The organism is Marinobacter sp. RI1 (assembly GCF_041155085.1).
Classification (GTDB): Bacteria; Pseudomonadota; Gammaproteobacteria; order Pseudomonadales; family Oleiphilaceae; genus Marinobacter; species Marinobacter nauticus.
In genome coordinates, this window is sequence record NZ_AP031605.1 from 3,210,758 (window position 1) to 3,223,122 (window position 12,365).

At 59.2% G+C, this 12,365-nt stretch carries 11 protein-coding genes; 6 read left to right on the top strand and 5 right to left on the bottom strand.

Annotated elements, in window-relative coordinates; all coding sequences use genetic code 11:
• Nucleotides 1-144: 144 nt before the first annotated feature.
• Both ACAM27_RS14515 and ACAM27_RS14520 read left to right on the top strand, forming a co-directional pair.
• Complete coding sequence (locus ACAM27_RS14515) at nucleotides 145-1,656, top strand: PAS domain S-box protein (RefSeq protein WP_222534524.1); 1,512 nt, start codon at nucleotides 145-147, stop codon at nucleotides 1,654-1,656.
• The gene (locus ACAM27_RS14520; protein ID WP_369612181.1) at nucleotides 1,656-2,306 is read left to right on the top strand and encodes a response regulator transcription factor; all 651 of its coding nucleotides are present in this window, start codon (nucleotides 1,656-1,658) and stop codon (nucleotides 2,304-2,306) included. The genes ACAM27_RS14515 and ACAM27_RS14520 overlap by 1 nt, the downstream gene beginning before the upstream one ends.
• Here ACAM27_RS14520 and ACAM27_RS14525 read toward each other — a convergent pair.
• Nucleotides 2,294-3,709: a PLP-dependent aminotransferase family protein gene (locus tag ACAM27_RS14525; RefSeq protein ID WP_023009334.1), complete on the bottom strand. Its 1,416-nt coding sequence runs from the start codon at nucleotides 3,707-3,709 to the stop codon at nucleotides 2,294-2,296. The two genes, ACAM27_RS14520 and ACAM27_RS14525, sit on opposite strands and share 13 nt — an antisense overlap.
• A 205-nt stretch (nucleotides 3,710-3,914) precedes the next feature.
• Here ACAM27_RS14525 and ACAM27_RS14530 point away from each other — a divergent pair, with 205 nt between their 5' ends.
• From ACAM27_RS14530 to ACAM27_RS14540, 3 genes are read left to right on the top strand one after another with little or no spacing between them, the layout of a single operon-like run.
• Nucleotides 3,915-4,220 (top strand): hypothetical protein, encoded by a 306-nt coding sequence (locus ACAM27_RS14530; protein ID WP_226611025.1) that lies wholly within the window; start codon nucleotides 3,915-3,917, stop codon nucleotides 4,218-4,220.
• Entirely contained in the window at nucleotides 4,217-5,026 is an 810-nt protein-coding gene (locus ACAM27_RS14535) for a PhzF family phenazine biosynthesis protein (protein WP_369612182.1), read from the top strand. Before ACAM27_RS14530 ends, ACAM27_RS14535 begins: the two co-directional genes overlap by 4 nt.
• A gap of 45 nt (nucleotides 5,027-5,071) precedes the next feature.
• The gene (locus ACAM27_RS14540) at nucleotides 5,072-6,262 is read left to right on the top strand and encodes an NAD(P)/FAD-dependent oxidoreductase (RefSeq protein ID WP_369612183.1); all 1,191 of its coding nucleotides are present in this window, start codon (nucleotides 5,072-5,074) and stop codon (nucleotides 6,260-6,262) included.
• Nucleotides 6,263-6,268: 6 nt separating this feature from the next.
• Here ACAM27_RS14540 and ACAM27_RS14545 read toward each other — a convergent pair whose 3' ends face one another.
• From ACAM27_RS14545 to ACAM27_RS14555, 3 genes are all read right to left on the bottom strand, one after another.
• Entirely contained in the window at nucleotides 6,269-7,720 is a 1,452-nt protein-coding gene (locus ACAM27_RS14545; RefSeq protein WP_369612184.1) for a phospholipase D family protein, read from the bottom strand.
• A gap of 109 nt (nucleotides 7,721-7,829) precedes the next feature.
• Entirely contained in the window at nucleotides 7,830-8,768 is a 939-nt protein-coding gene (locus ACAM27_RS14550) for a universal stress protein (protein WP_369612185.1), read from the bottom strand.
• Between the two features lies 1 nt (nucleotide 8,769).
• Entirely contained in the window at nucleotides 8,770-10,257 is a 1,488-nt protein-coding gene (locus tag ACAM27_RS14555) for a SulP family inorganic anion transporter (protein ID WP_011785574.1), read from the bottom strand.
• A gap of 169 nt (nucleotides 10,258-10,426) precedes the next feature.
• Between ACAM27_RS14555 and ACAM27_RS14560 the strand changes: the two genes are divergently transcribed.
• Nucleotides 10,427-11,707 carry an MgtC/SapB family protein gene (locus ACAM27_RS14560; RefSeq protein ID WP_183579290.1) on the top strand — a complete coding sequence of 427 codons (1,281 nt, stop codon included), beginning with the start codon at nucleotides 10,427-10,429 and terminating at the stop codon, nucleotides 11,705-11,707.
• A gap of 4 nt (nucleotides 11,708-11,711) precedes the next feature.
• Here ACAM27_RS14560 and alkB read toward each other — a convergent pair whose 3' ends face one another.
• Nucleotides 11,712-12,362: a DNA oxidative demethylase AlkB gene (gene alkB, locus ACAM27_RS14565; RefSeq protein ID WP_369612186.1), complete on the bottom strand. Its 651-nt coding sequence runs from the start codon at nucleotides 12,360-12,362 to the stop codon at nucleotides 11,712-11,714.
• Nucleotides 12,363-12,365: the final 3 nt, after the last annotated feature.

Sequence of the window (12,365 nt, forward strand, 5' to 3'; positions counted from 1 at the left end):
GTGGTCCTCTAACTCGGATGTTGTTCTTATGGCGTATTCAGAAGAATCGCTAAAGCAGCTATACTCAGCATTGCCGAAAATGGTAGACCACAGCAAAACTACTAGAAACTCTACCATGGTATTATGGGAATACTTCTATAAAACATGACAGATCCCAACAATTCTCGACAAATCAATCTCCTACTGGACAGCGACCCGCAACCCACGCTGATTCTGGCAGCCGACGCAACGGTATCCGACTACAACCGTGCCACCCGTGAGTTGCTCACTATCAGTAAAGCACCTACACCAGATGCTTTGTTACCGGTAAACACTCAGGCGCTGGTGCAGGCGGCCATCGGCCAGGGCCGGGCCATTGAGGATGTGGAGTCACGGTTCAGTGATCGAATCGTTCTGTGGAGCTTTATTCCCCTGCCAGAGGGCACGCAGGTTCTGGTGCGCGGGCGTGATGCCACCAACGACATTCGGGATCAGGAGCAGGCGGTCCGCTCCAACCGGCTTTACCGCCTGATCACTGAAAACACCACCGACCTGATCTCCCGGCATGCCCCGGATGGCCGTTTTATCGACGCCACGCCCGCCTCCTGGCGGCTGCTGGGATACTGGCCCGAAGAGCTGCGCGGCAAAGCCCTGGAAGACGTTTTCCAGGGGGAGAATCTGGCCGAAGAGCTGGCACAAACCCGCCACCGCCTGCGGGAAGACGGCTACGCCACCCTCACTCTGGAACTCCATCACCGGGACGGCAGCCGCCGCTGGTTCGAAATTGCCAGCCGGGCCATCCGCGAGACATACACCGGTGCCGTAGTCGAAGTGATCAGTGTCTCCCGTGATATTACGGCCCGGGTAGAATCGGAAGAGCAGAACCGCCGACTGGCAGACGAGCTGGCCCATACCGCCCGCCTGGCCACCCTGGGCGAGCTCGCCTCGAGCATTGCTCATGAAATGAACCAGCCGCTGGCCTCCATCGTCAATTTCGCCAGCGCCAGCCAGCGTTTTCTCAAGGAAGCGGACAAACATCCGGACCGTCTGCTGAAAGTGGACGACGGTCTGCAGAAGATCGTGCATCATGCCAACCGGGCCTCAGAGGTCATCAAACGGCTGCGAGCTTTCCTGCGCAAGGGCCAGAAGCGCATGGCTCCAGTCTCGCTCAATGCCGTTATCAGCGACGTGGTGAAACTGTGCCAGTGGGAAGCTGAAAAAAACGGGGTCCGGTTACAGGAGTATCTGGCCGCCGATTCTCCCGTGATTACCGCAGACCCGGTTCTGCTGGAGCAGGTATTGATCAATCTGGTCCGTAACGGCATAGAAGCCAATGTCGAAGCCCGTGGCGAAACCGGCCGGCTGTCCCATATCGTGGTGACCACCTGCATCAACGATCAGCGCGAAACCCTGATCCAGGTCACCGACGAGGGCACGGGCCTGGATGACGAAGGCATACGCCAGATGTTTCAGCCGTTTTTCACCAGCAAACCCAAAGGCCTGGGGCTCGGGCTTTCCATGAGCCGTTCGATTATCGAAGGTTTTGGCGGCTTTCTCGACGCCATACCCGCCGAAACCGGCGGGCTGTCATTGATCTGTCGATTCCCGCCTAACCAGCACCGACTCGCCCCAAATCGCACCGCAGATTTCGCACATCCGCCAGGAGAAAAACCCTGATGCCAGACACGCACAACACGGTCTACGTGGTCGACGACGACGCCGGCATGCTTGAATCCACCCAGTGGCTACTGGAATCAGTGGGGCTGCAGGTGAAAGCCTACAGCGATGGCCGCCAGTTTCTGGATGCGGTGGAAGACCAGCGCCCTGGCTGCGTGGTTCTCGATATCCGTATGCCGGGGCTGGGGGGATTGAACGTACAGGAAGAGTTGCAGAAACGAGGCCTGGACGTGCCGATCATCTTTGTTTCCGGCCACGCCGACGTGCCCATTGTGGTAAGGGCCTTCAAGTCCGGGGCTTTTGACTTCATCGAAAAACCATTCAACGAACAATTGTTGCTGGACAGTGTGCAACAAGCCCTTCAGGACGCCGACGATCCTGTACCAAACGCAACGCCTGCTGCCAGTACCGAAGCATTGATTGCCAGCATGACCCGCCGGGAAAAGGATGTATTCCTGCCCCTGGCCCAGGGTTACACCAGCAAGGAAATTGCCGAGCAGCTGGATGTCAGCGTCAAGACCATCGACCTGTACCGGGCCCGGGTGATGAAGCGCCTTGGTGCAGAGCGTCTGCCAGACGTGACCGGCCTGGCCATTGCCGCGGGTCTGTTGAACCCCCTCGAACTCAGGCAGCCCGCTCAGCCAGAATGACGCTGGACTTCGTGGGCCAGGGAGCCAAGTCGTATCACCGCGGTCTCCAGCCGGTCTGTCCAGGGATTGCCACCGTTCAGTCGCAGGCAGTTCTCGAACTTGTTGGTGGTTGAGAACATCAGCCCCGGTGCCACGTTGATGTTTTCGGCCCGGGCGCGCCGATACACTTCAGTACCGGACACACCGTCCGGCAGCTGCACCCAGAGCACAAACCCTCCCTGTGGCCGGCTGACCGCCGTGCCCTCCGGGAACGACCGGGCCACGGACGAACGCAGTCGTTCGGTCGCCTCACGGTAATGTTGGCGGGCAGCGCGCAAATAACGATCGTAACCGCCCTGCTCCAGAAAATGCGCCACCGCCAGCTGTGGAATGGACGAGGTTGCCAGGTTGACAAAATATTTGTGCTGGCGGGCACTGGCCATGTGTCGACCGGGGATCATCCAGCCCAGTCTCAGGCCCGGTGAAATGGTTTTGGAGAAGGAACTGCAGTAGATCACGTTGTCTGCACGATCAAAAGCCTTGGCCGGCCGCGGGCGCTCACCCGTGTGGTACAGATCGCCATAGATATCGTCTTCAATCAACGGCACATTGGCGGCCGCCAGCATGGCCACCAGTTGTTGCTTGCGCTCGTCCGTCATCCTGGCACCCATAGGATTACTGTGATTCGGCACCACCACGCAGGCTTTCAGAGGCCACTGCTCCAGGGCCAGCTGAAGCCCCTCCAGGCTGATACCATCGGAGGGATGGGTCGGAATCTCAATCACCCGGAGCCCCACCACTTCCAGCGCCTGCAGGATTCCCGGAAAGGAAGGCGATTCCACGGCCACAATGTCGCCGGGCTGGGTGACCGCTCGCAGGGCCAGGATGATGGCCTCCTGGGCACCGTTGGTGGCTAGTACATCGTCTGGCGAGATCGGCACGCCGAGGCTCGCCATGCGCTGGGCAATCTGCCGGCGAAAGGATTCCTTGCCGGGGAAGGCGTAGTCCAGGGTTTCCAGGCCCCGCCGGGCAGCCCACAGGGTGCTCTGCTGGATCTGCCGCAGCGGCAGGTAATCCGGGTGTGGTATGGCGGTTGCCAACGGCACCATGCGCTTTTGCTCGTCCGCGCACAGATCCAGTGTCATTTCCCGGGCAGACACCGGCAGCGGTTGGCTACGTTGTTCCGACATTCTGGGTTCCGGCACGTCCCTGGCAGGCAACCTTACGAAATAGCCACTACGCTCCCTGGCCTGCAGATAGCCACGGGCTTCCAGCGTCTGGTGGGCCTGAAGCACCGTGGAAATGCTGACACCAAACTGACGGCTGAGCACCCGAACCCCGGGCAAACGCTCACCCTCCCGGTAAACGCCATCACGGATCAGCCCCTGCAGCTGATCTGCTACCTGGTTATAAAGCACACCCATGGTCTTCTCCCTGTTTGCAGTGGCCAATCGAGGTCTATTGCAGCAGATCCGGCGCCAATTCAGGCAGTACAGATTGGCTACTTTTCGGCCAGCACAGTTCAGATTATAGATCATCTGTACCGATTCAATGCCTGGTTAACTGAATCTGTTATGGCAACACGGATAAGCGAACAATAGAGCCATCCACTGAAGAAGGAGTTTCACCATGGCACAGGTACAGAAAACCGACGAGCGCTTTAAACAACAACCGGATAGATCCAGAGCCAGTCAGAAAGACCTGTTCAACCTTGCCGGAGCAGGCGCTACGACAGGCAACGGTCATCACCTCAAAACCATACAAGGCCTGGCCCGGGATGGCATCCGGGTAATCCCGGCCGGCCACAACCACTGGATTCTCACCGGCAACCGCCCGCTGCCGGAAGTCCACTGCTACAGTGAGCAGGAATTACAGCGCTTCGCCCGTTCGCGAGCCAGACATTATCTGACCAACTCCAACAGGGAGAACCTATGAACACCACACCGATTTATCAGGTCGATGCCTTTACCAACACCCTGTTCGGCGGTAATCCGGCAGCCGTTATGCCGCTGGACCAATGGCTGCCAGACGAGCGGATGCAGGCAATCGCACTGGAGAACAACCTGTCGGAAACCGCGTTTCTGGTGCCGTTGCCAGAGTCTGACCCGGCGGATTTCCACATCCGCTGGTTCACCCCTGCGGTGGAAGTACCGCTGTGCGGCCATGCCACACTGGCCTCGGCGTGGGTGGTGTTCAACCGGCTGAGCTGGTCGGCCGACACCGTGCATTTTCACTCCAGAAGTGGCCCATTGGCCGTTACCCGCCGGGCAGAAGGCTGGCTGGAGCTGGATTTCCCGAACCTGCCCTTCGAGCACAGGCCAACGCCGGCGCTGATTCTGGAGGCTTTGCCCGGGGCGCCGGCCGAGTCTTTCTTCGTGCCTAACGACACCAATTACATGGTGGTACTGGGTTCCGAAGACGAGGTACGGAACGCAAACCCGGATAACGGCAAGCTGGCCGAGCTGGGCAACCAGGGCCTGATTGTGACCGCCCCGGGAACGGACTGTGATTTTGTCAGCCGCTATTTTGCTCCCGGCGCCGGTATCGACGAAGACCCTGTGACCGGCTCCATCCACAGTGTGTTGGTGCCCTACTGGGCTGAGAAGCTTGGTAAAACCGAACTCAGGGCTCGCCAGGTTTCTGCCCGCGGCGGCGAACTGCGCTGCGAGCTCCGGGGCGAGCGGGTGGCCATTTCTGGCCAGGCAGCCTTCTACATGGAAGGCTCCGTTCACCTGCCGTGAGGCTGGTATACTGCCCGGCGTTCTTCACCAACGGCGGGTAGTATCATGGCAGGTTCATCCTCAGCGTATGACGTAATCATCATCGGCGCCGGCGCAGCAGGGCTGATGTGTGCGGCAACCGCTGGCTACCGGGGCCGGCGTGTGCTGGTACTGGACCATGCCAACAAACCGGGCAAGAAGATCCTGATGTCCGGCGGCGGGCGCTGTAATTTCACCAATCTGAACAGCACACCCGCCAATTTCCTCTCGGATAATCCCCATTACTGTATCTCGGCGTTGAAGCGGTACACACCCCAGGATTTCCTCGAACTCGTAGATCGCCACGACGTCGAGTACGAGGAGAAAGCGCCCGGTCAGTTGTTCTGCCGGGACAGCGCCAAAGACGTCCTCAATGTTCTGCTGACCGAATGTGAATGGGCGGGCGCGGAGATCCGGCTGAAGACCCAGATTCAGAAGGTACGGGAGGTGAACGGTGGCTATCAGGTTGTGACCGGCAGCGGCGTGCTGAGCTGCGAATCTCTGGTGGTTGCCTGCGGCGGCCTGTCCATTCCCACCATGGGCGCGACCGGATTCGGTTATGAGCTCGCCAGAACATTCGGGTTGAACGTCCTGCCGACCCGGGCCGGGCTTGTGCCCTTTACCCTGCAACCGGAGCTGAAACAGCAACTGGCGCCACTCTCGGGGGTCAGTTGTCCGGTCGATGCCCACTGCCATAACGAGCACTTCCGTGAGCCCATGCTGGTGACGCACCGGGGGCTGAGTGGCCCGGCCATGTTGCAGGTGTCCAGCTACTGGCGGCCGGGGGATGAGGTGCACATCAACCTGTTACCGGGCCAGCCAATTCGGGAGGACCTGCTGGCACTTCGCAAGCAAAAGCCGCAATCCACTCCGGCGCAGTATCTCAACCAGCATCTGCCCAAACGTTTTGCCCAGGCATTTAATGAACTTCAGGGCTGGCATGGCCCACTGCAGGGCTGCAGCAATCAGGACATCGAACAGATTGCCGACACTCTGGGCAACTGGACGGTGAAACCGGCCGGCACCGAGGGTTATCGAACCGCAGAAGTGACCTTGGGCGGAGTCGATACGCGCCAGCTCTCGTCCAAAACCATGGCGGTTCTGGACCGGCCGAATCTGTTTTTTATTGGCGAAGTGGTGGACGTGACCGGGCACCTGGGTGGTCACAATTTCCAGTGGGCCTGGGCGTCTGGAGTCGCTGCCGGCAACGAGGCCTGAGCCCCGCTACAGGTATTTCTCGATAGGCAACCACGACAGCATCCGCGACATGGCCCGGCGCCAGAAACCCACCTCCGGCTCGTGCTGCACCTCCTGCCCCTCTGACCGCCAGACCAGTTCATCCTGGCCATTCAGCTCAACCCGCCAGCTGTTCCGGGGCTCCATGGCGTAACGGATATCGTCCGCCACGGCACCGGCGAGCTCTGGGCTTTTGATCACCAGCACCGTCTCACCATTGAGATAAATGGAACGCAGATTCACGTTAAAGGAACCGATAAACAGGGTTTCCCGATCAAACACCACCGCTTTGGAATGAAGGCTTACCTCACCGCCGTCACAGGCCGCGCTGGCGGCCACCCAACGTTGGCAGGCAGGGGCATCCGGTCGCAATTCGTGCAGCTCAATACCCTGTTCCAGCATCGCCCGGCGCCAGCGGGCATAACCCGAATGATTGGTCACCAGATCATTCGTCGCCAGGGAGTTGGTCAGTGCAGCGACCTCCAGGCGACCGTTGCCAATTCCGTCAACCGCTTTCAGCTGGTTGTCGGTGAGGATCAGATACGCCGATTCAATCAAAATCTCGGAGCGAGCGTCCTCTACCAGTTCATACAGGGCTTGTGCGGTTCTCTGGGGAGCCTCTGCCGGTGCATCCGGGTCTTCGGGAGGCGGATCGAACACCAGTTCGGCGGGTGCGGACACGGTGTTGGCAAACAGGGTTTCCAGATAGCCCCTTGCCGTTTGCGGGTTTCCTGGTGGCTCGATCTGGTAATGCCGCGAGGCGACAGATTCAATCAGGGCGCTGAGCTTCGGTTGTGCCTGTTCAGGCTTGGGATAAAGCTCTGCCAGCGGCAAGGTCCAGGGACTGTCCCAGTAGGCCTCGAAATTGGCGGTCATGTCCCCCGCCAACGGCCCCAGCACCAGAACATCGCGATCCCGGAAGTTCAGTGTCGGATGCTGATCGAAGTACTCATCCCCGATGTTCCTGCCCCCGGCAATACCCACAAGACCGTCCACCACAAAGGTTTTGTTGTGCATGCGCCGGTTGATGCGATCAAAGTCAGTGATAAACGAGAGCCAGCGGCCAAAGCCATCCCGGGACCGGGATGGGTTGAAAATACGCACGCGGATATTGGCATGGACATCCAGCAGGGCGAACAGGGATTCCTTGCCAGCGACGTTTATATCGTCCAACAGCAGGCGAATCACCACTCCGCGATCCGCGGCCGCAACCAAGCGGCTGGCCAGGTAGCGGCCGCTGTCATCGTCGTTCCAGATGTAATACTGGGCGTCGATGCGCTGGCTGGCAGTCTCGATCAGTGCGGCCCGGGCCAGAAAGGCATCCTGGCCGGTGTTCAGCAGTTTTACCGCCGGCAACCCGGCGCCGACCCGCTCTTCGCTCTGTGCCTGCAGAAAAGCGTCTGGCTCCGAAACAACCGGTATTGCCGGCCCGTGTTCCATCGGCTTGATCCCTCCTGCACAGCCAGCAAGGACAACCAGGGATATCAGGGTCAATAACCTTCTGATCATCGGCTTCCCCTCTCGGCTGCCTGTGAGCAATGGTTGCTCCTTATCTGAGAATAACCAGCGGCTTGTGCGCGGTTTTCAGCATGGTGGTTGTTGTACTGCCCACCAGAAACTGGCGGATTCGCGAGTGGCCGTAAGCGCCCATCACCAGAATGTCGATGCCGTGCTCTTCCTGATAGGCGTGCAGCGTGGGCTCCACATCGCCAGCGCGGATAGCCAGCGTGATCTCAACACCGAGGCCTTCCAGCATTTTTTCCGCTTTTTTCAGTTGCTCCCAACGATCGGCCGTGTCGGCTCCAACCATCACCAGGTGCAAAGGCATGCCCTGTAACACCGGGCTGGCCGCAATCATCTCAATGCCCTTGAAGGCGGTCGCGGAACCATCAAAGGCCACCATGGCACTTTTCGGCTCGCTGTATTCATCTGGCACCAGTAGAATTGGACGATGCACACTACGGATCACGGTCTCAAGCTGGCTACCGATGTGCACATCGCGATCGGAACTGCTTTCACCGTGCAACCCCATCACAAATAGCCGGGTTTCTTTTTCCAGCGCGGTCAGGGCCTCGGCCAGGTTGTCATGGCGCTGGCGCTTGACCGTCTCGCCAATACCCGCAGTTTTTACCCTGGCCTCTGCTTCGTCCAGCATGTGGTGGCCATGCTCCAGGGCAAGCTTGGAGCGCTTACGGTCCAGCTCCGCCAGCTCATCCAGCAAATGCTCGCGGCTGCCAAGGCCGATGCTGCCAGCCAGATCCGGCTCGGCCGGATACCGTTCTTCATCCAGAACATGCAGCAGCATCAGCGGCGTGTCCATGTGGCGGCTGGCCCAGGCGGCAAAGTCGCACACTGCAGGGGCGGCCCGGGAACCGTCAATACACGCCACAATTCTCAACTTGTCTGCCGTCATAGCTGCCTCGCCTTGCGCCTGATTCTGGCTGTTATTATTGCTGCGAATGTCAGAGTTTTCTTTGGTCTGAGTCATATCAGTGCCCCATCAGCTGGTCAACGGCGTCGGGCTTGTCGTGCACCCCGAAGCGGTCAACGATGGTGGCACTGGCCTCATTCAGGCCAATCACTTCCACATCCGCACCCTCACGGCGGAATTTGATCACTGCCTTGTCCAACGCGCCAACGGCGGTAATGTCCCAGAAGTGCGCGCGGCTGAGGTCTATCACAACATTGTCCACCGCTTCCTTGAAGTCAAAGGATTCCAGGAATTTTTCCGAGGAACTGAAAAACACCTGGCCCACCACGGTATAGCGACGGGTGTCTGTTGCCTCGTCCAGCTCGGAGGTAACCAGCATGTAATGGCCAACCTTGTTGGCGAAGAACAGGGCCGCCAGCAGGACACCGGCCAGCACGCCGAAAGCCAGGTTGTGGGTGGCGACTACCACAATGACCGTAACCAGCATCACGATATTGGTGGACAATGGATGCTCCCTGAGATTACGGATGGAATCCCAGCTAAAGGTACCGATGGAGACCATAATCATCACGGCCACCAGGGCGGCCATCGGAATCTGCACCAGCCACTTGTCGAGCACCAGAACCAGAATCAGCAGAAAGACACCGGCCGTGAGCGTGGATAAACGTGTGCGACCACCGGATTTCACGTTGATGATGGACTGACCGATCATCGCGCAGCCGGCCATGCCGCCCAGTAAGCCGGAACCGATATTGGCAATGCCCTGGCCCTTGCACTCGCGGTTACGGTCGCTGGTCGTGTCCGTAAGATCATCGACAATCGTCGCCGTCATCAAGGATTCCAGCAGCCCTACCACGGCAAGACCGAGTGAATAAGGCAGGATGATCATCAGGGTTTCCAGCGTCAGCGGTACGTCTGGCCACAGAAAAATCGGCAAGGTATCCGGCAATTCACCCATATCGCCTACGGTACGAATATCCAGCCCCATAACCATGGAGACAATGGTCAAACCGACGATGCAAACCAGCGGAGACGGAATCAACTTGCCCACAGTGGGTATCAGCGGGAAGAGATAGATAATAGCCAGCCCAGCGGCGGTCATGGCGTAGACATGCCAGGTCACATTGGTGAGTTCCGGCAACTGGGCCATAAAAATCAGGATGGCCAGAGCATTCACGAAACCGGTCACCACTGAACGGGATACAAACCGCATCAAGCCGCCCAGTTTCAGGTAGCCGGCGGCAATCTGGATCACACCGGTCAGCAGGGTTGCCGCCAGCAGGTATTGCAGCCCATGCTCTTTCACCAGCGTCACCATCAGCAGCGCCATGGCGCCGGTGGCCGCCGAGATCATTCCCGGGCGGCCACCTACAAAGGCAATAATCACGGCAATACAGAAGGAGGCATACAAGCCCACTTTCGGGTCAACCCCGGCAATGATAGAGAAGGCAATCGCCTCCGGAATCAGTGCCAGCGCAACCACGGTTCCGGCGAGTAAGTCGCCACGGATGTTCGAAAACCAGTTCTGCTTGAGTGCGTTTGTCATGGTCAGGGGTGTCGCTTTCAATTCCTGGGGATATCAGATCGGGGCCGCGAAGGGTACCAGAAACCGTCCTGAAAGTATGGCCAGACTGGCCATCCAGACAGACCGGGGGTGCCGCCGGGGCCGCTAATTGCCTAGAATGCGTTTAAATAATCTTTGTGGTGACAAGTACATGGACGATGTAGCAAGCCAGTTCCTAAACGCCAACCAGACCACCATCAATCTGGCCGTGGCCTTGCTGCTCGGGGCCATCATTGGCCTGGAGCGGGGCTGGGATGCCCGGGAGCAGAAATCCGGGGAACGCATTGCCGGTATCCGCACCTTCTCACTGGTCGGGCTGTTGGGCGGTATTGCCGCCGTATTGTCGGAGCAGATTACCCCCTGGGCCTTTCCGGTATTGCTACTCAGTGTAGTGGCCATGGGGCTGGTGGCCTACAGCGAGCGCCTGGAACACATCCGCAATTTCAGCATTACCGGCATGGTCGGCATGTTGCTGACCTTCTGTTTCGGCGCTGTTGCCGTGGCGGTGGATCCGGTGATCGCCACCGCTGCTGCGGTGGTCACCGCCATCATTCTGGACAACAAGGAAGAAATCCACGGCTGGGTGCACAAGCTTCAGGCCAGCGAACTCGACGCTGCCCTTAAACTGCTTTTGATCTCGGTGGTGATGCTACCTCTGCTGCCAAACGAGGCCATGGGCCCGGGTGGCGTGCTCAACCCCCGGGAAATCTGGTGGATGGTGGTGATGATCGCCTCCATCTCATTTGTCGGTTACTTTGCCATCCGGGTCGCCGGGGCCCGCAAAGGCATTCTGTTCACCAGCCTGTTTGCCGGGCTGAGTTCATCTACCGCCCTGAGCCTGCACTTCGCCCGGCAATCGGCGAAAAATCCCGACTTCAGCCCGCAGTTTGCTGCCGGCATCCTGATTGCCTGCGGCACCATGTTCCCCCGGATTCTGGTTTATTGCCTGGTCATCAACAAGGCACTGCTGCCCAGCCTGATCTGGCCGGTCGCCATGATGACCACCCTCCTCTACGTGCCCGCGCTGATCATTTGGCGCCGCAACGCCCGGCAACTGCAGGTGAGCCAGCCCACCATGAACCAGAACCCGCTGGATCTCTCTTCCGCACTGGTGTTCGGTTTCTTGCTGACCGCCATTCTGTTACTGGGGGAATTCCTCAAGAATGCCTTTGGCGATGTCGGCATTTACGCCCTGGCCGCCACCTCTGGCGTGGCGGATGTCGATGCCATCACCCTGTCTCTTACCAGGATGTCCAACGATGGCCTGGGCATGGATGCAGCCGTGCTGGGGATTGTCATCGCGGCAGCGGTGAATAATCTGGTGAAATCGGGCATCGCCTGGAGTATCGGCAACCGACAAACCGGTCTGCTGGTGGCTGGCCCGATGGTGTTATCTCTGGCCGCAGGCCTGTTGGTCGCCTGGCTGCAATGAGGTATCAGCCAGCCTTACGGAAGGTCAGATTGTAGCGGGCCGAGCCGGTCACCGGGTGTTCACCGGCTTTCAGAGTCAGAACGCCGTGGTAACGCAAACGGGCCGGGCCGCCCCAGACCACCACATCACCATGTTCCAGCAGAATACGCGCGGGGCGGTCGTTGCGCTTGAGTCCACCAAACTGAAACACAATGGGCAGCCCCAGGGACACCGACACAATGGGCCAGGCAAAGTCTTTTTCATTCTTATCCTGATGCAGTCCCATTTTGGCCCCTGGCTGATAGCGATTAATCAGGCAGGCATCCGGGTCAAAGCCGGGAAATCCCGCTTCCCGGGCCGACTTGCGGGCCAATGAGACAAAGCTATCGGGTATAGCCGGCCACCGAAGCCCGGATAACGGATCCTGGGGCTGGTAGCGATACCCTGTCTCGTCAGTCACCCACCCCAGGGGGCCGCAACAGGTCATGGCGGCCGACATCTGATGGCCACCCGGCGTTTTCATATGGCGGAACGGCGCGTGTCGCGTCACCTGATCTATATCTCGCATCAAGGCCTGCTGGTGCTTCACGGCATGACGCCGTAGCACAACCACGCCCTCGTCAAAGGCTTCCACTGTCGGTTGATCATTCAACCCGGAAAACAGATCTGGCGTCATAAG